The following is a 20,230-nucleotide window of genomic DNA, read 5'->3' as shown; positions in this document are numbered from 1 at the left end:
ACCCGCGGCCCGCCGGGGGAGCCTGAGACACCTCAAGAACGCCGGCCCGGGCGGGTTCCCACTGCCTCTCCGGCCGGCGTCCCGGACACCGGGACGCCGGCTCAGGCGGCCGTCATGATGCGCACGCCGCCCTTGCCGGGGTGGGCCGCCGCAACGGCGTGCTTCCCGCTCTCCTGCCCCGCGGGCACCCGGTCGGCGCGTCGGTGGGCGACGCGCGGGGACGCCTCCGGGTCCTCCGGAACCGTCAGGGCGGACGGCTGTGCCGTCGCCGCGTGCTCCGCGGTCCGGCGGGCGGTCGCCCGCGAGACTCCGGGGACAGACCGCTGCCCTGCCTCACGGGCCAGTTCGGCGGCGTAGGCGATGACCAGACGATGCGCTCCGTAACGGTCGTCTCGTACCGGGGTGAGAAGCCTGGCGCGTACCAGTTCTCCCAGGGCCGCGGTCGCCGCCCGGGGCGGCAGGCCCGCCGCGGCCGCCAGCTCCCCCGTTTCGAACTCGGCCGTCCGGCGCGAGGGCAGGAGACGGAAGATCCGCGCGGCCTCGGGGCCCAGCGTGCGGTACGACCAGGAGAAGACGGCCCGCAGGTCGTTGCCGCGGTCGTCGTCGAACCCGTCGAGCCCCTCCCTGACCGCGGCCAGTTCGGCTGCCGTCCGCCGCAGCGGCTGTTCAGGAAGGCCCTGCACACGGGCGGCCACGAGACTCAGGGCGAGGGGCAGGCGCCCGCACAGCTCGACGATCTCCTCCACCGCGCCGGCATCCGCGTCCGCGTGGCCGACGCCGGCCCGTTCCAGGAAGCACCCGATCGCCTCCGTGGACGGCAGCACGTCCAGACCGGTCAGCCGAGCCCCGTGGGCGGCGGCGATTGCGCTCAGCCGCCCACGGCTGGTGATCACCACCATGCACTGCGGGGCACCGGGCAGCAGCGGGCGGACCTGCTCCGCGTCGTGGGCGTTGTCCAGCACGACCAGGACCCTGCGGGTGGCCAGCACGCTGCGGAACAGAGCCGCGCGGGAGTCCGTCGTGGAGGGGATGCGCCACCGCGGCAGGCCCAGTGCCTCCAAGAACCCGTACAGCACCGCGCCCGGGTCCGACGGGCCCTTGCCCGACGTGAAGCCTCCGAGGTCGGCGAACAACTGGCCGTCGGTGAAGCGTGGAGCCACCCGGTGGGCCAGGCGCACCGCGAAAGCGGTCTTGCCGACTCCCGGGATACCGTCGATCGCCAGTACGGGCAGGGCCCCGCTCGCCTCGTTCGCGAGATCCAGTGCCTGCTCCATGGCACGTTCCCGGCCGGTGAAGCAGGGCAGTTCCGCCGGCAGCTGGGCAGGCACCGGGTGCACCGGTGACGGGTTGCGGGGCTCCGCGGCCGCCCGCGGTACGACGACACCCGTACGAGTCCCCGCCGCAGCGCCCGATCGCGGCGCCGGGTCCGAGGTCGTCGCGGTGCCCTGCGCCGGACGGGAGTCTTCCGCCCGGCCGCTCAGGACGTCCGCATGTGCGGCCCGCAGCTCCGCCCCCGGCTCCACTCCCAGTTCCTCCCTCAGCACGGTGCTCACCTGGCGGTACATCAGCAACGCCTCGGCCTGTTTGCCGGCCGAGGCGAGCAGAAGCATCAGCCGCGCCTGCAGTCGCTCGTCCAGGGGGTGACGCTGCGCGGCCTGGCGCACGGCCGGCAGGACGGAGGGAGGAGTGGCACCGCGCAGCGCGGCGTCGGCCGCCTCCGTCACCGCCGCCACGTACTCGTGTTCCACCGTGGCGAACAACGGGTGGTCACCCACCAAGACGTCCAGGTCGGCCGCACACCGTCCCTGCCACTGTTCCAGGGCCGCGCCGAAGCCGATCACCGCCTCCTGCGTGTTTCCCGCGGCGACCGCGGCGCGGGCCCGTCGCAGCGACGCGCGGAACGCCAGGAGATCGAGTTGGTTCGGACCCACCCGCATCAGGTAACCGCCGCCCTGCCGCACGAGCCATCTACCGGCTGCCCGGACCGGCAGTCCCGGTTCGAGCAGGCGCCGCAGCACACCCACGTACCGGTGCACGGCGTTGGCCGCGCTCCGGGGCGGGTCCTCCTCCCAGAGCAGGGCCACCAGTTCCGTCAGGGAGACGGGGCGTCCGGCCCGGGCCAGCAGCGCCGCCAGGACAAGTCGCTGCTGCCTGGGGCCGAGCGGCAACTCCGCCCCGGCCCGCCACGCGCGTATCGGACCGAGGATGCAGAAGCGAACGTCGTCGCCGGGCGATTCGCTCCCCACGGTGGGGGGTGCTGTGGTCATGGCGGTCTCCACTCGTTCCTGCGCGGGCCTCGGCATCGCGTTTCACGCCGGCCCGCCGTCGGACTCGACCGTGGCGACAGTGCGACACGGACGCTCGTCATCGTGCGGGCACTCCCGGCGGACGGGTGGACCTCGGCCCGCCGCGCCCATAACCGAACTGCCGGGGCCCGCTCGCCGGAGCCCGGGGGATGCGCAGTCCGGCCGGTCCAGCGGGACAAACGTAGGGTCTGCCGCGGCATCGGGCATCGGTCGGATGACTCAATCCCGCAACCCCGCCCCGAAAAGAAAAGGCGCACATGAGTCATTCGGCGGATGCGCGGCGGCTGGGCCAGGGCCATGTTTGGTGCGTGGGGTCACCGGGGCCGTGCGCTGTCACGCGTCTCCGGCCAACGCCGTTCGCAACTGGTTCACCTCCGAGAGGACGCACAGTCATGAACGATTCCCAGGACGTCGTGGAGGACGTCGACCTGCTGGTGGTGGGCGGTGGCAAGGCGGGCAAAACCCTTGCCATGGACCTCGCCCGAGCCGGTCGCCGAGTCGTCATGGTCGAGCGCGGGATGATCGGGGGCACGTGTATCAACGTCGCGTGCATCCCGACCAAGTCCCTGGTGACGAGCGCTCGGCTCGCCCGCCGGGCGGCCGCCGCGAACTCGCTGGGACTGAGCGTCGGCAAGCCGGAGGTCGACCTGGACCTGCTGCGTTCCCACAAGGAGGGCGTGGTCGCCGACATGGTGGACCTCAACCTTCGCCAGTTCCTGGACAGCGGGATGGACCTCGTCCTCGGGACCGCGCGTTTCGTGGCGGAGCGGACGGTCGAGATCGATCTCAACGACGGCGGGCGCCGTGTGGTTCGTGGCGCGGAGGTCGTGATCAACACCGGTACGGTCCCGCACCTGCCCTCGGTGCCGGGGCTGGCCGACATGAACCCGCTGAACAGCGAGACGATCATGCGTCTGGAACGCGTTCCGGAGCGTCTCGTGGTGATCGGCGGCGGATACGTCGGACTGGAATTCGCGCAGATGTTCGCGGCGTTCGGCAGCCGGGTCACGGTGCTCGACCGCAACGCGCGTCTGCTGCCCCGGGAGGACGCCGACATCGTCGAGGTGCTCACCGAGTGCCTGCGTGCGGACGGTGTCGAGGTACTCACGGGTGTCACCGTCAAGGAGGTCGCCCGCGACGAGGACGCCCTGCGCGTGCTGCTCGAGGACGGCCGGGTGCTCGTCACCGACGACGTGCTCGCCGCCACGGGGCGCGACCCGGTCACCCGCGAGCTGGGTCTGGACGCGGCGGGGGTGCGGACCGACGAACGCGGTTTCGTGCGGGTGGACGACACCCTCGCCACGGATGCCCCGCACACCTGGGCGGTGGGCGACGTCGCGGGCAGTCCCCAGTTCACACATGTGTCACTGGACGACTACCGCATCGTCAAGGCCAACATCGCGGGCGGTACGCGCAGCACCGTCGGACGCCTGGTCCCCTGGAACCTCTTCACCGACCCCGAACTGGCCCGGGTGGGCCTGACCGAGGAGCAAGCGCGGGCGACGGGCCGCCACATCCGGGTTGCCAGACTGCCCGTCAAGGCCATTCCGCGGGCCCGCACACTGCGCGAGACCCGAGGCCTGTGGAAGGCGGTCGTGGACCGCGACACCGAGGAGATCCTGGGGGTGGCGCTGCTCGGCCCCGACTCCTCCGAGGTCCTCACCGTGGTGCAGACCGCCATGTGGGCCGGCATGCCTTTCACCAGGCTGCGAGACGGCATGATCGCGCATCCCACCATGGCCGAGGGACTGAACGCGTTGTTCACCAGCTGGGTGGACTGAGAAGAAGAGGTCCTTGAGCAGCGGACGGTGCTCCTCGCCCCGGCCGTCGCGCAGCCGGTGGGGCAGCCTCTGCGGCAGGGCTTCCGGACGAGACATGTGAGACGGGAGGGCTTCCTCGCCCGGTGCCTGCGGAGGCGGCACCTTTGCCGCGTCCCCCGCCGTCTCGATGTCGTCGCCCGCCGGCGGACACGCCGACCGCGTGGTCGAAGCGCCGGGTGAATGCAACGCCGTTGCCCTGACGCGGAGGCGGGAGCCGCCGGGTACACGTGTTTCCCCACCTGCGAGTGCGATCTGGCGCGGACCTTGCCGGAGCTGACCCGGCCGCCGTGGAGCTACGAGGGACGGCCGGCGGCAGCCGCTCGATGGTCAGGAGTCGCTGGGGCAACGCCAGCGGTCGGACCGTACGGCTCCACACCGGTGAACACTCGGTTCAGAAAGTTCAGCACGTCCCGGGCGAACTGCCGGTGATGCTGGAAGAGGAAGCCGTGGCCGGAATCGGGATAGACCTTCACGTGCGCGTTCGGCAGCAGGCCGGCCAGCAGATGGAGCAGTCGAGGGGGCGCGACGAGGCCACGGTCTCCTCCGGCCACGAACACGGGATGACCGACGGCGGCGAGCCGTTGAAGTGCCCGGTGGTCCGGCACGCCCCACTCGGCCACGGCCTCGTATTGCGCGGCGCGCCCGGCCGTCGTGACCGGAAGGTCACGATCAACCTCACGCTCGATGTACCGGCCGACGGACCCGAGGCCGCTCCGCTGGCTCGTCTCGGTGTGGTTGAAGAAGATGCAGAGGTAGTCCTGGATGCCGAAATCCTCCAAGTCGGCATGCGCGAACACATCGTCCGGGTAGCCGTGGATACCGGCGGCGCCCCGGGGAGCAGTGGCCGCGAGGATCAGGCGGCGCACGGCGCCGGGGCGCACCAGGGCCATCTCCTGGGCCGTGCGGCCGCCCAACGAGTAGCCCAGCACGTCGGGCCGCCGCACCCCCAGGGCGTCCAGGAAGGCGAAGGTGTCCGCGGCCAGAGCACGCACGCTCCGACAGATCCGGCCGGTGCTGAGTCCCACTCCGGCGTTGTCGAAGACGATGACGTCCCGCTCGGCGGACAGGGCGTCGGTCAGGGCGCCGTCCCAGCTGTCGAGTGTGCCGCGGAAGTGCTCAGCAGGACGAGCGGGGAAGCTCCCGGAGGACCGCTGCGCCGGTAGGCGTACCGCACGCCGTCAGCGCCCTCGATCACCTGGTTGGCGGCATCCACATACCTATCGATTCCTCGGCTGTCGGGCGGTCAGGGCGGTCAGGGCGGTCAGGGCGGTCAGGTGAGAGGCGCGGCACATGCGGACGTCGTCGAGTGTGCCCGCGGGCCCCGGCCCGGCCATCGGCCATTCGACCGCAGACGTGGCCCTCCGGCCGGCGCCGAGTTCGCGCTCTTCGCCCGCCGTCCGTCGGCTGACAGATGCGTCCGGCCCACCCCGGCCTGCATCCTGGTGAGGCCGGCGGGGGCAACCGCCCGCCGGTGTGGGAGGAACGTTGTCGTTGGTGGGCCGTACGTCCGAGCTGAACGCTCTCCGAGCAGTGCTGTTCCGGCGTGGAGCACGACGGAACAGCACTGCTGCTGCAGGGCGACCCCGGAGTCGGGAAGACCGTGTTGCTGGATGCCCTGGCCGCGCGGGCCCGGGCCGACGGACTGCGCCTGCTGCGGCTGGTGGGCGTCGAGAGCGAGCAGGCACTCGCCTTCTCGGCTCTGCACCAGCTCCTCTACCCCCTCTTCGGCCATCTCGCGAAGCTTCCCTCGTTCCAGAGCCGGGTCCTTGAGCAGGCGCTCTCCCTGCGTGAGGGCCAGGCACCCGGACGGTTCGCCATATCCGCGGCGGCTCTGGCGCTCGTACAGGCCGCGTCCGACGAGCTGCCCCTGGCGGTCGTCGTGGACGACGTCCACTGGATCGACCGCTCCAGCGCAGAGGTGCTGACCTTTCTGACACGCCGTCTCGAAGGCTGCAGGGCCGCCTTCGTCATGGCCGCACGCGCCAAGGGCAACGGCTTCCTCGACACCACGGGACTGCGCGTGCCCGACATCGGCCCGCTCGCGCCCGCCGACGCCCTGACGCTGCTGGACGACAGGCATCCCGGGCTGGCCGAACCGGCCCGGCGACGCTTGCTGCAGGAAGCCGAGGGCAATCCCCTGGCCCTTGTGGAGCTTCCCGGTCAGCTCACCACCGCCCAGCGGAACGGCATTGAGGCACTGCCGGCGAACCTACCCCTCAGCAGCCGGCTCGAAAGCGTCTTCGCCGACCGTTTCCGCGCACTCACGCCCCCGGCTCGCCTCGCACTGCTGCTGACCGCGCTGGACGGGCAGCGCCCCGGGAACCTGCGAGACATCAGGGCAGCGGCGGCCCAGGCCGGTCCGGAGTGGGACGACGGCCTGCTGGAGGCCGGTGAGCGCATCGGGCTGATCCGCGTCGACCACCTGGCGGAGCAGATCACCTTCCGCCATCCCTGGCCCGCTCCTGCGTGGTGCACATGTCTCCCGGCGGCCGGCGCAGAGCCGCGCACGGGATGCTGGCCGCGGTTCTGAAGGCGGAACCGGAACGACGGGCCTGGCACCTCGCCCACGCTTCGGACGGGCCCGACGAGGCGGTGGCCGTCGAACTCACCGAGGCCGCGGAACGGGCCCTGGCCAGGGGCGGCGCCGCGGAGGCCGCCGCGGCGTTCCGCCGTGCGGCCGAGCTCAGCCAGGACCTGGCCGCACGCACCGGCCGTCTGGACAAGGCGGCCTTCGCCGCCGGCATCGGCGGCCTGCTGGAGACGGCGCGCGAACTCGCCGACGCCAACAGAGCGGAGACGCTGCGGGGGACGGCGGCCGCCGCCTACGTCCTGTTCCACCGCGAAGGAGACATCGACGCCGTCTTCCGCGTCCTCCTCCCCGTCATGCGCACAGCCGCGGAAGGCGGCGTCCTGGAGGACACGGACGCGTTCGACGACGCCTTCTACGTCCTGCTCAACGCGGCGGTGTGGGCAGGGCGTGCCGAACTCTGGCTCCCCGTCCACCGCTTGCTCGACCGGGTCTCCGAAGCCGCACGGCTGTGCTTCGATGCCGTCGCCGACCCCGCTCGCACCGCTCACGACGTACGACAGCGGCTGGACCTGGCGACGGCCGCGCTCTCCCCCGCCACCCCCTCGTGGCGCGTCACCTGGCTGATCTATTCGGCCAGGTACGTGGACTGCTTCACCTTCTACGACGGCGTGTGGCGGGACCTTGTCGGCCACGGCACGTACGACAGTCTGCGCTTCGCCCAAGTCGCCAGGGCGCACGACGCCTTCATGCTGGGCGACTGGGACAAGATGCTCGCCGTGGGCTCGCGGAACATCGCGGACGCCGCCGGCCACGAGTACAACCTGCTCCACATGGTCTTCACTTACGGACTCGCCATGGTGGCCTCCGGCCGCGGCGATGAAGAAGCACTGCGCAGGCAATGCGAGGCCATCACCGCCTGGGCTCAGCCCCGGCGCATGAACCTGCTGCTGAGCACCGTGAACGAGACCCGCGCGGGTGCCGCGGTAGGACGCGGAGACTTCGAGGAGGCCTTCGCGCTGACCGCCGCGTTGACGCCACCGGGGGAGCTGCCCGAGCACTTTCCGCACTTCCCCCGCGTGTTCCTGGACCTCGTGGAATCCGCGATGCGCACGGACAGGGCGGCGAAGGCCCGCGCACACGTGGCAGCAGGCCGGCGAGCGCGCATCGGCGCCATCTCGCCGCACCACGCGCTCATCCTCGCCGCCGGCGAGGCGATCACCGCACCCGACGAGAGGGCGGAAGAGCTCTACGAGGCCGCGCTCGCCCTACCGGACGCCACCCTGTGGACGTACGACTACGCCCGCACCCGGCTGCTGTACGGCGAATGGCTGCGTCGCCGCCGCGAATACACGGCTGCCCGGGTCCAGTTGAGCGCGGCACTGGAACTGTTCGAGCAGCAGCTCAAGTCCCCGCCGTGGACCCGCCGCGCCCGCAACGAGCTCCGCGCGGCCGGTGTGGACGTCGGGTTGCCGCCGGGCGGAGGCAAGGTGCCGATGAGCGCGCAGGAGCGCCGGATCGCCGAACTCGCGGCCGGCGGCCTGTCCAACAAGCAGATCGGCCAGCAGCTCAACATCCCGCCCCGCACCGCGGGCGCACACCTCTACCGGGTGTTCCCCAAGCTGGGCATCACCTCGCGTGCCGCCCTGCGAGACGGGCTGAGGGCGTTCGACGAGGTGACGGACAGCATGTGACGACGGACAGTCCCCACACCCCCAGGCCCCCGCCGCGCGGCGGCGACACCCTCGGCGACCGCTGTCCTGGAAACCAGCGGCGCCACCGCGACTCCCAGCTGTGCGGCGTCCCGGAGTGGACACCGAGTTCCTCCGCGATCCCCGGGACCGGCCTGCCCGTCTCGATCACCAGCCCCGACCAGGTCCGCGACAGACCCGCGGGAGACACACCACACGAAAAGGGCCCCCACAGGCTCTCGCCCGCGAAGACCCTTCACACCGTCGGGACGACAGGATTTGAACCTGCGACCCCTTGACCCCCAGTCAAGTGCGCTACCAAGCTGCGCCACGTCCCGGTGCGCTCACTCGCGGTGACCCGCGTGATCGTGCGGACAGCACTTTACCCCACGTCCCCGGGCGGGCCGAAAGAGGGTGTGGGCCTGGGGGGACAATCGGGCGTATGGGAGACGCCGCAGGGGCAGGAGCACGGGACCGGGACGCCGAGGGGCGGGCGCGCAACGCGCGGCCGCGGGACGGGCTGGGGCGGCCGCTGCCATACGGCGCGCCCGGCGTCGAGCGGCAGCCCGAGGGGGTCGTACGGACTCCGGAGCAGACGGTCGCCGAGGCACAGGCGCTGCTGGACGCCGGGAAGCCCTTCCACGCGCACGAGGTGTTCGAGGACGCCTGGAAGTCGGGGCCCGAGGCGGAGCGGACGCTGTGGCGGGGGCTGGCCCAGCTCGCGGTGGGGCTCACACACGCGGCGCGTGGCAACGTGACCGGCGGGGCGCGGCTGCTGCGGCGCGGCGCGGGCGCGGTCGAGGAGTGGGCGGCCCTGGGCGGGGTGCGGCGGCCGTACGGGATCGACGCCGAGGGGCTCGCGGAGTGGGCGCAGGAGCTGGCCGGGCGGGTGGAGGGCGGCGCCGAGAGCGTCGATGCGGGAGGCGAGGCGCCCCGGCTGCGCGGCACCAGGTAGCACCGGGGTGACCCGCTGTCAGTGGCATGCGGCAGACTCGGGACCGTGCGAAATATCCATGTCATCGGTATCGGCGCGGGCGACCCCGACCAGCTCACCCTCCAGGCGGTCCGGGCGCTGAGGAGCACGGACGTGTTCTTCCTCCTCGACAAGGGCGAGGTCAAGAACGACCTGACGCGGCTGCGCCGGGACATGCTCGACACGCACATACCGGACGGCGGTTACCGGCTGGTCGAGGCCCGTGATCCGGAGCGGGACCGGTCCGCGGGCGGCGGGGCGTACCCGCCGGCCGTCGGCGACTGGCGCAGCGCCCGCGCGGACATCTACGAGCGGCTGATCCGCGAGGAGTTGGGCACCGACCAGACCGGCGCCTTCCTGGTGTGGGGCGATCCGTCGCTGTACGACAGCACGCTGGCCATCCTGGAGGAGGTGCTGGCCCGGGGCGCGGTGCGGTTCGCGTACGACGTGGTGCCCGGGATCAGCAGTGTCTCGGCGCTGGCGGCCCGGCACCGCACGGGGCTGAACCGGGTGGCCCGGCCGGTGCAGATCACCACCGGCCGGCGGCTCGCCGAGGGCCTGCCGGACGGGGTGGACGACGTGGTGGTGATGCTCGACGCCCAGCAGGCCTTTGGCCGGTACGCGGACCAGGACATCGACATCTACTGGGGCGCCTACCTCGGCACCCCGGACGAGATCCTGGTCTCCGGACCGATCGCCGAGGCCGGTCCGCGCATCGAGCGGCTGCGGGCCGAGGCCCGGGAGCGCAAGGGCTGGATCATGGACACGTATCTGCTGCGCCGCCATCCGGAGGTGCCGAAGGAGGGCTGAAAGGAGGGCTGAGCGATATCCGGGTGGTCCCCTTCCCGGGAGTCACGCGGTGCCGAACCCCAGCCGTTCCAGTACGCCGGCGACATCCGGTACCGCCGTCACGCCGTCCGGCAGCGGCGGCCGCCGTACGACGACCACGGGCAGCCCCAGCTCCCGTGCGGCCGTGAGTTTGGCGGCGGTGGCCGCTCCCCCGCTGTCCTTCGTGACCAGGACGTCGATCAGGTTTCCCTGCAGCAGGGCGCTCTCGTCGGCCACGGTGAACGGCCCGCGCGCCAGCAGCACTTCGGTGTGCCGGGGCAGAGGGGGCTCGGGGGCCTCCACGGAGCGTACGACGAAGTGCCGGTCCGTCAGGTGGACGAAGGCGGACAGGCCCAGGCGGCCGGTGGTGAGGAAGACGCGGGGGCCGAAGCGGGGCAGGGCGGCGGCCGCCGCGGGCAGGGAGGGGACCGGGTGCCAGTCGTCGCCGGGGCCCGGCCGCCAGCCGGGGCGGCGCAGGACGACGAGGGGGACCCCGGTGACCCGGGCCGCGTGTGCCGCGCTCGCGGTGATCGTCTCGGCGAACGGGTGGGTGGCGTCCACCAGCGCGTCCACGTGATGCCCGCGGAGCCAGTCGGCGAGGCCGGCCACCCCTCCGAACCCGCCGATCCGCACCTCACCGGCCGGCGAGCGGGGGTGCCTGACCCGGCCCGCGAGCGAGGTCGTGACACGGGCTCCGTCGCGCACCGACAACGCGGCGGCGAGAAGACGGGCCTCGGCGGTACCGCCGAGGACGAGGACGTGCCGGGACATGGGGGGAGCGTACGGGTTCCGCTGCCGGGGCGGCGGCTTGGGGCCGGGGGCTGGGAGGGAAGGGCGTCGTAGACACGCCGTGACGCACGACGGCCGCCCGGCGAAGTCGCCGGGCGGCCGTCGTGGGGCGGGACCTCCGTCAGCCCTGGCGGGCCTTGAAGCGGGGGTCCTTCCTGTTGATCACGTAGACCACGCCGCGTCGGCGCACCACCTGGGCGCCGGGCTTGGCCTTCAGTGAGCGCAGGGACTTGCGCACCTTCATGGTTGTGTTCTCCTCGGGTCGGTCACCGGGCCGGGTCAGCCGCGGGCGGCGGCGGTGCGGCCGTAACGGCGCTCGAAACGCTCCACGCGGCCGGCGCTGTCCAGGACCCGCGCCCTGCCGGTGTAGAAGGGGTGCGACGCGGACGAGATCTCCACGTCGATCAGCGGGTAGGTGTTGCCGTCCTCCCACTCGATCGTCCGGGACGAGCCGGCGGTCGAGCGGGTCAGGAACGCCGTGTCGGCGGCGCGGTCCCGGAAGACCACGAGGCGGGACGCGGGATGAATGCGGGCCTTCATGGGGTTTCCTCTCTGGGCTGCTGGTGCGCTGGTACTCGGCTTCAGCGCTCTTCGCGGAAGTCGACGTGCGCGCCGGCCACCGGGTCGTACTTGCGCAGGACCAGCCGGTCGGGGTTGTTCCGGCGGTTCTTGCGGGTCACGTAGGTGACACCGGTCCCTGCCGTCGACTTCAGCTTGACGACGGGACGCGCGGTGCTGCGTGCCATGAGGTCCTCCTCTCGCCCACACCCGGAATCTTTGATCCGAGCATGTCATTCACGATCTCTGCAACAACGCCCCCCGCCGTCGCATTCCCGGGGTGCCGCGCTGACCGGTCGGCCCGGTCGGACCGGTCAGCGCAAGAGGAGCTGCAGGCCGCCCACGACGGTCGCCGCGATGACAAGCTGCTCGAACAGCCGCTGGTTGATCCGGTGCACCGCCCATCTGCCGATGAGCGCGCCGGGGACGACGAACAGCACGAGCGCGGCGTCGAGGAGCAGCGAGTCGCCGTCGATCAGACCGAGTCCGGCGCTGAAGGGGACCTTGGAGGCGTTCACGATCAGGAAGAAGAAGGCCGAGGTGCCCAGGAAGCCGAGTTTCCGGAAGCCTGCCGACAGCAGGTACATCGACATCACCGGGCCGCCCGCGTTGGCGACCATCGTGGTGAAGCCGCCGAGCACGCCGTACGAACCGGCTTTCAGCCGGCCCGCCCGGGTGGTGACCTCGTCGGGGTCGTCGGGACGGTCGGCCGTGCGGCGCCGCCACAGTGTCACTCCGGCCATCAGCAGCAGGATCGCGCCGATCGAGGTCCGTACGACGCTGTCGTCGGCCCAGACCAGGAACACCGTGCCGATCACCACGCCGGCCGCGACCGCCGGGAACAGCCGCCACAGGGTGGGCCAGTGGGCGTGCCTGCGGTAGGTCGCCACGGCCAGCACGTCGCCCGCGATGAGCAGCGGGAGCAGCACCCCGGTGGAGGCGCGGGCCGGAAGAATCGCGGCGAAGATCGCGAGGCTGACGGTGTTGGCCCCGCTGACGGCGGTCTTGGAGAAACCGACGAGCAGGGTGGCGAGTGCCAGGGCGGCGAACTCCCAGCCGGATATGTGCCAGAGCGTCATCGTGTTCATGCGGGGACCGATGTTATGTCCGGACAACCGCGTGGTGTAAGTACCGTCTCGCCGGTTGGCCCCGGCACGGGCACGGGCGCCCTCCTGGGGGCTGCCGCCCCCGGACCCCCGCTTCGGCCTGAACGGCCTCGTCCTCAAACACCGGACGGGCCGAGCTGTGGCGCGGACCGGCCTTCGCCCCCGGGCCCGGTCGTGGGCGTTTGCCGTCGTGTCCTGGGGGCACCCGCGCAGCGATGAAGGCACAGCTCAGAAGGGAGATGCGCACCATGTCCGTGGTGAAGAGCACACTGCCCGACGAGGCGCTCCGGGTCACCGGCGGCGCTCTCCAGGAGACCCTGGTGGACCTGCTCGGACTGTCCCTGATCGGGAAGCAGGCGCACTGGAACATCGTCGGACCGCGTTTTCGCTCGATCCACCTCCAGCTCGACGAGGTCGTCGCCACCGCGCGCGCCTACTCCGACACCGTCGCCGAGCGCGCCGCCGCCCTGGGCGTGCCGCCGGACGGTCGCCCGGAGACCATCGCCGCGGCCTTCGCGCTGCCCGGCGCCAAGGACGGCTGGCTGCGTGACGACGAGGTCGTCGACCTGATGGTGCGGAGCCTGGCGGCGGCGATCGGCCGGCTGCGCGAGCGCATCGCCGCGACCGACGAGCCCGACCCGGTCACCCAGGACCTGCTGATCTCCCTCACCGCCGACCTGGAGAAGCAGCGCTGGATGTTCGCGGCCGAGAACAGCTGAGCCGCCGGAGGACACGGCCACGGAGGCGGGCCGGCCGGTCTGGGTGAACTTGCCCTCGGAGGTGGCCCACCCACCCCACGGCCTGCCCCGTGCCGTGCCACGGCGCGGCACGGAGCGGCACAGCGCGGCGCGGGCACGGCGCGGCGCGGGGCGGTGCGGGGCGCGGCACGGCGCGGCGCGGGGCGGCGCGGGGCGCGGCGCGGGGCGGCGCGGGGCGCGGCGCGGCACGGCGCGGGGCGCGGCGCGGGGCGGGGCGGCGCGGGGCGCGGCGCGGGGCGGCGCGGGGCGCGGCGCGGCACGGCGCGGGGCGCGGCACGGCGCGGGGCGGGGCGCGGCGGGGCGCGGCGCGGGGCGGGGCGGGGCGGGCATGGAACAGCACGGCGCGGCGCGGGGCGGGCACGGAACAGCACGGCGCGACGCGAACGTCGGCCGGCCCGGCCGGAACTCCCGTGACAGGACGATCACCGGACGGCACGATGTCGGCCACGGGGTGGTCGTGGCAGGGCGGACGGCTGCCGGGCGCGGCCGCGGGCCGCCGGGGCCGACTCCCCGGCGGCGGTAGCGCAGTTCGGCGCGCTCGCCGTGAAACCCTGACCGGGACGCGTGCATCCGAGCCCGTCGAGGAGGACGTCGTATGCCACCCCTGGCCGCCCCCGTTCCCGGCGGAAGCCCCGGCGATCTCGCCCGGGCCCATGCCCTCGCCCACGAACTGTCCGCTCAGGGCGTACGCGGGATCGTGCTGGCCTTCGTGGACACCGCCGGGATCTGCAGGGCGAAGACGGTTCCCTGGCAGGGGCTGCAGCCGGCGGTGGCCTGGGGTGTCGGCATGTCCCCGGTGTTCGACACCTTCCTGGCGAACGACGCGATCGTGCGCACCGACGTGCTCGGCTCGCCCGACGGTGATCTGCGCCTCTACCCGGATCTGGACCGCCTGGTGGTGCTGGCCGGACAGCCCGGCTGGGCCTGGGCGCCCGTCGACCGGCTCACCCAGGAGGGTGAGCGGCACCCCGGGTGCGCCCGTACCTTCCTGCGCCGGATCGTCGCCGACGCCGAGGACCGGCACGGCATCACCTTCAGGGCGGGCATCGAGATCGAGTGGGTGGTCGGCCGGGCCGCCGCGCCGGCCGACGAGTTCGTGCCGGCCACATCGGGCCCGGCGTACGGCGCGGCCCGGCAGATCGAGCTGAGCGACTACACCGCCGACCTGCTCGCGGCCTTCGAGAAGCAGGAGGTGCCGGTCGCCCAGTTGCATCCCGAGTACGCGCCGGGCCAGTTCGAGCTCTCCACCGGCGCCCTGGACCCGGTGGCGGCGGCCGACCAGAGCGTGCTGGTGCGGCAGACCATCCGCGCCGTCTCGCAGAAGTACGGCCTGCGGCCCTCCTTCTCCCCGGCCGTCGCCGAGCGGGGCGTCGGCAACGGCGGACACCTCCATCTCTCCCTGTGGCGCCACGGCGTCAACCTGCACGCCGGGGGCGAGGCCCGGTACGGCATGACGGCGGCGGCGGAGTCCTTCATCGCCGGACTGCTGACGCACCTGCCGGCGCTGACGGCGGTGACCGCGCCGAGCCCGGCCAGCTACCTGCGGCTCAAGCCCTCCCAGTGGGCGGGCGTGTTCACGGCCTGGGGCCGGGAGACCCGGGAGACCGCGGTCCGGGTCGTCACCGGCACGGCCGGCCACCAGAGCCAGGACGCCAACCTGGAGATCAAGCCGGTCGACCTGGCCGCCAACCCGTACCTGGCCCTCGGCTGCGCCATCGCCGCCGGACTCGACGGGCTCGCCTCGGCCGCGCCGCTGCCCGAGGAGGTCATCGACGACCCGGCCCGGCTGATCCCGGACGAGGCGGTGGCCCGGGGCGTGCGCCGGCTGCCGGCCTCGCTCCCCCAGGCCGTTGAGGAGTTCCGCGAGGACAAGGTGCTGCGCACCGCGCTCGGCCCGGTCCTCGCGGACGCGGTGATCGCCGTACGCGAGGGCGAGACGGCGGCCGTGGCCGGCCTGGACGACGCCGGGGTGGCGGCGGCCTACCGCTGGAAGTACTGATGCCGGAACCGATCCGGGAAGTCCTCGACGCGCTCCCGCTCGTCGACCACCACTGCCACGGCGCGGTCACCGCCGACCTCACCGGGCCGGAGTTCGAGTCCCTGCTCACCGAGGGCGAGGCCTGGCCGGGCGTCTCGCCGTTCGACAGTCCGGCCGGCATCGCCGTGCGACGGCACTGCGCGCCCCTGCTCGACCTGGACCGGCACGCTCCGGCCGCCGACTACCTGGCACGCCGGGCCGAGCTGGGCTGGCAGGAGGTCAACCGCCGGTTCCTGGCGGCCTCGCACACGGAAACGTTCTGCGTGGACACCGGCTACGCCCCGCACCCGGTCACCTCCCCCGCCGAACTCGCGACGGCGGCCGGGGCCGGCGCGTACGAGGTCGTACGTCTGGAGAGCATCGCCGAGGAGGTGGCCGCCCGGGGTATCGAGGCGGCCGAGTACGCGGCCGCCTTCCGGGCGGCGGCCGAGGAGGCGGTACGGCGGCCGGGTGTGGTCGCGGTCAAGTCGGTGGCCGCCTACCGCACCGGCTTCGCGCTGGACCCGGAGCGGCCGACGTACGCCGAGGTGACCCGCGCGGCCGCGCTGTGGTTCTCCCGGGGCGGCAGGCTCACGGACCCGGTGCTGACGCGTCATCTGCTGTGGACCGCCGTCGGTCTCGGGGTGCCGCTCCAGCTCCACGCCGGTTTCGGGGACTCGGACCTGCGACTGCACCACGCGGACCCGGTCCTGCTCACCGACTGGCTGCGGCTGACCGTCGGCACCGTCCCGGTGCTCCTGCTGCACTGCTGGCCCTACCAGCGCCAAGCCGCCTATCTCGCCGCGGTGTTCGAGCATGTGCACCTCGACGTCGGACTCACCCTGCACCATGTGGGTCCGGCCCGGGCCGCGGCGGTGCTTGCGGAGGCGATGGAGATCACCCCGTTCCGCAAACTGCTGTACAGCTCGGACGCCTATGGTGTGGCCGAGTTCCACCACCTCGGCGCGCTGTCCTTCCGGCAGGGGCTGGCCGGAATGCTCCAGGACCGGGTGGACGCCGACGAACTGAGCCCGGCCGACGCGGTGCGGATCGCCGCCTGGACAGGACGCGACAACGCCCGCCGCCTCTACGGACTTCCCGCCTCCGACTCCGACCCCGGCCGCGACTGACCGCGCGCCCCGCCCGGAAAGTATGATCAAGCAATGTCTGACATGACCGAAACCACGCCCGGTTGGCTGTCCTCCGACGAGCTGGAGATGGCTCGCGCCCGCATGCCGATCCTGTACGTGGAGGCCGTGCCCGTGCGCGTCGACGACAGCGGTGAAGTCACCAGCATCGGGCTGCTGCTCCGTATCGGCCCGGACGGCACGGTCAGCCGGGCCCTCGTCTCCGGCCGTGTCCTGCACCACGAGCGGGTCCGCGACGCCCTGCTGCGCCATCTGGAGAAGGACCTGGGCCCGGTCGCGCTGCCCCGGGTGCCGGCCTCGCTGCAGCCGTTCACGGTGGCCGAGTACTTCCCGACGCTGGGCGTCACCCCGTATCACGACCCGCGTCAGCACGCGGTGTCGCTGGCCTACATCGTGCCGGTCGCCGGTGACTGCCGGCCCCGGCAGGACGCTCTGGACCTGGTGTGGTTCAGTCCGCAGGAGGCGATGCTGGAGGCCGTGCAGAGTGAGATGCCCGGCGGCCACGGGGTGCTGCTGAAGCAGGCCCTGGCCCATGTGGGGTTCGTCAGCTAGGAAGCCCGCCGGGCACCCGGCCCGAGTGCCGCCGACGGCGGGCCGGCCGAGTCGTCCGTCGGTCCGGCGAACCCCGCCGGACCGCGGCGAGCCGGGCCCGGGGGTGCGGCGCCGGCGCGCCTGCGGGTGCCGTTCGGGATGTCCTGCTCGGTCCAGATGCACTTGGCGTCGCTCAGGTAGCGAGCCCCCCAGCGCCGGGACAGCGCGGCGACCAGTTGCAGGCCGCGGCCGCCCTCGTCGGTGTAGGCGGCCTGGCGGATGCGCGGGGCGCTGAGGCTGCCGTCGTAGACCTCGCAGGTCAGGATGCGGCTGCGCAGCAGCCGTAGCCGCATGGGGCCCTTGGCGTGCCGGATCACGTTGCCGACCAGCTCGCTCACCAGGAGTTCGGTGGTCATGGTGAGCTCGTCCAGGCCCCACCGGGAGAGCTGGTCGCGGACGAATTCCCGGGCCCGCCCGGCCGCCCGGGGATCGTCGGGCAGGCCGAAGGAGGCGATGTCGTCGGCGGACATGGCCCGGGTGTGGACGATGAGCAGGGCCGCGTCGTCGGTGGTCCGCTCCCGGTCCGGCAGCAGTTCCGTGACGACCTTGTCGCACAGTTCCTCCACGCCCCGGAGGTCCGCTTCCTGGTCGGCGCCGGTGAAGCGGGCCGGGCGGACCCCGGCCCCGGCCAGCACGCGCATCAGTTCGGCCAGGCCCTGCTCGGCGTCATGGGCGCCGGATTCGATGAGCCCGTCGGTGCACAGCACGACCAGGCTCCCGTCGGCGAGCCCGACTTCGTGGACGGCGAACGGCGGGGTGGCGGCACCGAGCGGCGGATCGGGGCTCACCACGGGGCTCTGCACGGTGCCGTCGGGATGCACGAACACCGGCGGCGGATGCCCGGCCAGGGAGTAGCGGCAAGTCCGGCCGACCGGGTCGTAGACGGCGTAGAGACAGGTGGCGTAGAAGTCCTCTCCCAGGTCGCTGACCAGGTCGTTGAGGTGGCCCAGCAGTTCGTCCGGGGCCATGTCGAGATCGGCGAGGGTGCATACGGCGGTGCGCAGCCGGCCCATGGTGGCGGCCTCGGCGATGCCGTGGCCCATCACGTCGCCGATCACCAGGGCGACCCGGTCGGCGGAGAGCGGGACCACGTCGAACCAGTCGCCGCCCACCTGTTCGCCCCGGCCCGTCGGCAGATAGCGCGCGGCCGCGACGGCGGCGGGCAGCCGCGGCAGCACCCGGGGCAGCAGGGCGCTCTGCAGTTCCTGCGCGCGGGCGTGCTCCAGGTCGTACAGCCGGGCCCGCTCCAGTGTCTGGCCGACCATGGTGCTGAGGGTGGTCAGGTGAGCGCGGTCCTCCTCACTGAAGGGGCGCGGCTGGTTGTAGGACAGCACCGAGATCCCGACGGCCCGCCCGGAGGCGACCAGCGGCAGGAAGGCCCATGCCGTCTTCGGTGAGGTCCCCATCATGATCTTGTCCACGACGGCGGGATAGCGCTCGTACATCTGGGCGGGCGACTCGATGAACTGCGGCCTGTGGGTGCGCAGCACGTCCGTCATGGGCATGCCGGAGACGAGCGGGCCCTCGAACCGCTTCAAGTAGTCCGCCGGGTAGCCGGCCTCGCCGACCTTCGTCAGCCTGCCGTTCTCGAACGCGCCGACGACCAGCCCGTCGGCGCCGAACGGTGACAGGACGTACTGTGCGAAGGCCCGCACCACGTCCTGGACGGTCACGGCCTCGGCGAGCGTCGCGGTCAGCTTCACCGTCCGGACCGCGCGCTCGTGCACGGGTGCGAGTTCCCGGGGCGGTGGTGGCTTCTCGGCGGCCCACTCCAGGCGCTCGGCGGCCCAGGCCGCCACCGCGTACAGGAAGGACATCTGTACGTCGTCGGGCTCGTCGGTTGCGCAGAGCAGCACCGAGAGAGCGCCGACGGGTCCGCCGGGCCCGGTCAGGGGGACCGCCACCGTGCCGGCCGCCCCGGTTCCGAGGCCGTCCCCGGCCACCTGGACGGGGACACCGCGCCGCAGCGCACGGGAGGGGGGTGCGTCCTGTTCCTCGCGCAGCTCCCGCCAGGCGCGCGCCGCCTCGGCGTCGACGCCGTCCACCGCCACCAGGGACAGCCGGCCCGCGCCGGGGTCCCACCGGTGCAGGAGGGCGCCTCGCCCGCCGACACTCGCCGTCGCCTGCCGCAGGGCCAAGGCCAGCGTCCGCGCCCGCGCCGCCTCGGGCGGGGACGACTCGGGTTCGGCCCCTTCCGGGTGGTTCGGGCACATAACCACAGGTTAACGCGGCAGGTCGGAACGACCACCGGGGCAGGGGGTGTGGCTTTGCGAGGCCTGGGGTGCGGCCACCGGCGAGTGCGTGCGCGGTGGTGCGGCTGATGCCTGGCGCGGCCGGGTCGGCGGGGGTGGTCCGGGCCGTCACAGAAGGCCCTGCCGCAGGGCGAAGGCGACGGCGTGGACTCTGTTGCGCAGGCCATGCCGCACGATCACCTCGTGGATGACGTATTTGACGGTCCGTTCCGAGTAGTGCAGAGCCGCGGCGATCTCCGCGGTGCTGGAGCCCTCGGCGAGCTGCCGCAGTACCTCGAGCTCCCTGGCGGTGAAGAACGACGATTCGTCGTTCGCGCCGCCGCTTTGGTCGTCCCGCCGGCGGGTGTGGATCTGCTCCGGCGGTGATCCGGGCAGCGGCCACGGCAGCGACGCGGCGCCGCGGGCCACCGCGCACAGCGTCTCGGTGATGTCCGCGAGGGTGGTCCGGTCCCGGGGCAGGAAAGCCGCGGGTCCGAGTCCGGCCGCTCGGACGAGTTGCTCGGCGGTGGGCTCGTCGGCCACGAGGACGAGCCGGGGTGCCTCAGCGGGACCCTCCGGGCAGCCGTGCTTCGGCGCCGAGAACATCCCCTCCCCCGGTTCGGCCGCGATGACCAGCAGGACGTCCGGATCCTCCGCGGCGCCCGCCGGCAGTACGTGCAAGCGTTCGTCAGCGGCGAGATGTGCTTCCACGCCCTGCGCGGTCAGCCTGTCTTCTGCCAGAACGACCACCTGTACGGGTCGTGACGGTCCGGAGCCGCTCACCTGGCGCCCTTCGGCAGGAGTCAAAGGGTCTTGACCTGCCCGCCGTCGATGACGATCTCGGCTCCGGTGATGTTGGCGGCGAGGGGGGAGGCGAGGAAGAGGAT

Annotated in this window: 18 protein-coding genes and 1 tRNA gene; 9 read left to right on the top strand and 10 right to left on the bottom strand. The window is 73.0% G+C overall.

What is annotated here, in order from left to right; translation table 11 throughout:
• Positions 1 to 101 precede the first annotated feature (101 nt).
• Positions 102 to 2,267: an AfsR/SARP family transcriptional regulator gene (locus LQ326_RS45295; RefSeq protein WP_234545059.1), complete on the bottom strand. Its 2,166-nt coding sequence runs from the start codon at positions 2,265 to 2,267 to the stop codon at positions 102 to 104.
• 431 nt (positions 2,268 to 2,698) lie between these two features.
• On the opposite strand from LQ326_RS45295, the gene LQ326_RS45290 reads away from it, so the two are divergent.
• Positions 2,699 to 4,087, top strand: coding sequence for a dihydrolipoyl dehydrogenase family protein (locus tag LQ326_RS45290; RefSeq protein WP_234545058.1), 1,389 nt, complete (start codon positions 2,699 to 2,701; stop codon positions 4,085 to 4,087).
• Between the two features lie 332 nt (positions 4,088 to 4,419).
• Here LQ326_RS45290 and LQ326_RS45285 read toward each other — a convergent pair whose 3' ends face one another.
• On the bottom strand, positions 4,420 to 5,172 hold the full coding sequence (locus LQ326_RS45285; RefSeq protein ID WP_234545061.1) for an alpha/beta fold hydrolase: 753 nt from the start codon (positions 5,170 to 5,172) through the stop codon (positions 4,420 to 4,422).
• A 497-nt stretch (positions 5,173 to 5,669) separates the two neighbouring features.
• Here LQ326_RS45285 and LQ326_RS45280 point away from each other — a divergent pair, with 497 nt between their 5' ends.
• Together LQ326_RS45280 and LQ326_RS45275 are read left to right on the top strand one after the other, a co-directional pair.
• On the top strand, positions 5,670 to 6,656 hold the full coding sequence (locus LQ326_RS45280; protein ID WP_234545057.1) for an AAA family ATPase: 987 nt from the start codon (positions 5,670 to 5,672) through the stop codon (positions 6,654 to 6,656).
• Complete coding sequence (locus LQ326_RS45275; RefSeq protein ID WP_234545056.1) at positions 6,602 to 8,347, top strand: helix-turn-helix transcriptional regulator; 1,746 nt, start codon at positions 6,602 to 6,604, stop codon at positions 8,345 to 8,347. Before LQ326_RS45280 ends, LQ326_RS45275 begins: the two co-directional genes overlap by 55 nt.
• A gap of 261 nt (positions 8,348 to 8,608) precedes the next feature.
• Here LQ326_RS45275 and LQ326_RS45270 read toward each other — a convergent pair.
• A tRNA-Pro gene (locus LQ326_RS45270) sits at positions 8,609 to 8,682 on the bottom strand.
• Between the two features lie 104 nt (positions 8,683 to 8,786).
• Between LQ326_RS45270 and LQ326_RS45265 the strand changes: the two genes are divergently transcribed.
• A complete protein-coding gene (locus LQ326_RS45265; RefSeq protein WP_234545055.1) occupies positions 8,787 to 9,299 on the top strand; it encodes a DUF309 domain-containing protein in 513 nt (170 codons plus the stop codon).
• 45 nt (positions 9,300 to 9,344) lie between these two features.
• Entirely contained in the window at positions 9,345 to 10,127 is a 783-nt protein-coding gene (gene cobF, locus LQ326_RS45260) for a precorrin-6A synthase (deacetylating) (protein WP_234545054.1), read from the top strand.
• Positions 10,128 to 10,169: 42 nt separating this feature from the next.
• On the opposite strand, the gene LQ326_RS45255 is transcribed toward cobF, so the two are convergent.
• The 5 genes from LQ326_RS45255 to LQ326_RS45235 all read right to left on the bottom strand — a co-directional run bounded on the left by LQ326_RS45255 (position 10,170) and on the right by LQ326_RS45235 (position 12,580).
• Positions 10,170 to 10,916 (bottom strand): cobalt-precorrin-6A reductase, encoded by a 747-nt coding sequence (locus LQ326_RS45255; protein ID WP_234545053.1) that lies wholly within the window; start codon positions 10,914 to 10,916, stop codon positions 10,170 to 10,172.
• 139 nt (positions 10,917 to 11,055) lie between these two features.
• Positions 11,056 to 11,178: a type B 50S ribosomal protein L36 gene (gene ykgO / locus LQ326_RS45250; RefSeq protein ID WP_181808959.1), complete on the bottom strand. Its 123-nt coding sequence runs from the start codon at positions 11,176 to 11,178 to the stop codon at positions 11,056 to 11,058.
• 35 nt (positions 11,179 to 11,213) lie between these two features.
• Positions 11,214 to 11,474: a type B 50S ribosomal protein L31 gene (locus tag LQ326_RS45245; RefSeq protein WP_234545052.1), complete on the bottom strand. Its 261-nt coding sequence runs from the start codon at positions 11,472 to 11,474 to the stop codon at positions 11,214 to 11,216.
• Between the two features lie 41 nt (positions 11,475 to 11,515).
• The gene (gene rpmG / locus LQ326_RS45240; RefSeq protein WP_181808961.1) at positions 11,516 to 11,680 is read right to left on the bottom strand and encodes a 50S ribosomal protein L33; all 165 of its coding nucleotides are present in this window, start codon (positions 11,678 to 11,680) and stop codon (positions 11,516 to 11,518) included.
• Positions 11,681 to 11,806: 126 nt separating this feature from the next.
• Positions 11,807 to 12,580 (bottom strand): sulfite exporter TauE/SafE family protein, encoded by a 774-nt coding sequence (locus tag LQ326_RS45235; protein ID WP_234545051.1) that lies wholly within the window; start codon positions 12,578 to 12,580, stop codon positions 11,807 to 11,809.
• Between the two features lie 266 nt (positions 12,581 to 12,846).
• Here LQ326_RS45235 and LQ326_RS45230 point away from each other — a divergent pair, with 266 nt between their 5' ends.
• The 4 genes from LQ326_RS45230 (at position 12,847) to LQ326_RS45215 (ending at position 17,073) form a co-directional block, all read left to right on the top strand.
• Entirely contained in the window at positions 12,847 to 13,317 is a 471-nt protein-coding gene (locus LQ326_RS45230) for a Dps family protein (protein WP_234545050.1), read from the top strand.
• Between the two features lie 634 nt (positions 13,318 to 13,951).
• Positions 13,952 to 15,355, top strand: coding sequence for a type I glutamate--ammonia ligase (locus tag LQ326_RS45225; protein WP_234545049.1), 1,404 nt, complete (start codon positions 13,952 to 13,954; stop codon positions 15,353 to 15,355).
• The gene (locus LQ326_RS45220) at positions 15,355 to 16,503 is read left to right on the top strand and encodes an amidohydrolase family protein (protein WP_234545048.1); all 1,149 of its coding nucleotides are present in this window, start codon (positions 15,355 to 15,357) and stop codon (positions 16,501 to 16,503) included. Before LQ326_RS45225 ends, LQ326_RS45220 begins: the two co-directional genes overlap by 1 nt.
• Before the next feature lie 42 nt (positions 16,504 to 16,545).
• Entirely contained in the window at positions 16,546 to 17,073 is a 528-nt protein-coding gene (locus LQ326_RS45215) for an NUDIX hydrolase family protein (RefSeq protein WP_234545060.1), read from the top strand.
• Here LQ326_RS45215 and LQ326_RS45210 read toward each other — a convergent pair.
• Together LQ326_RS45210 and LQ326_RS45205 are read right to left on the bottom strand one after the other, a co-directional pair.
• On the bottom strand, positions 17,070 to 19,325 hold the full coding sequence (locus tag LQ326_RS45210) for a SpoIIE family protein phosphatase (protein ID WP_234545047.1): 2,256 nt from the start codon (positions 19,323 to 19,325) through the stop codon (positions 17,070 to 17,072). The two genes, LQ326_RS45215 and LQ326_RS45210, sit on opposite strands and share 4 nt — an antisense overlap.
• 147 nt (positions 19,326 to 19,472) lie before the next feature.
• Positions 19,473 to 20,054, bottom strand: a complete 582-nt coding sequence (locus tag LQ326_RS45205) for a helix-turn-helix transcriptional regulator (protein WP_234545046.1) — start codon at positions 20,052 to 20,054, stop codon at positions 19,473 to 19,475.
• Positions 20,055 to 20,230: the final 176 nt, after the last annotated feature.

This window comes from Streptomyces shenzhenensis, assembly GCF_021462265.1.
GTDB classification, from domain to species: Bacteria; Actinomycetota; Actinomycetes; order Streptomycetales; family Streptomycetaceae; genus Streptomyces; species Streptomyces shenzhenensis.
The sequence above is the reverse complement of the archived record's forward strand: the minus strand, read 5'-3'. Positions and strand labels throughout refer to the sequence as shown.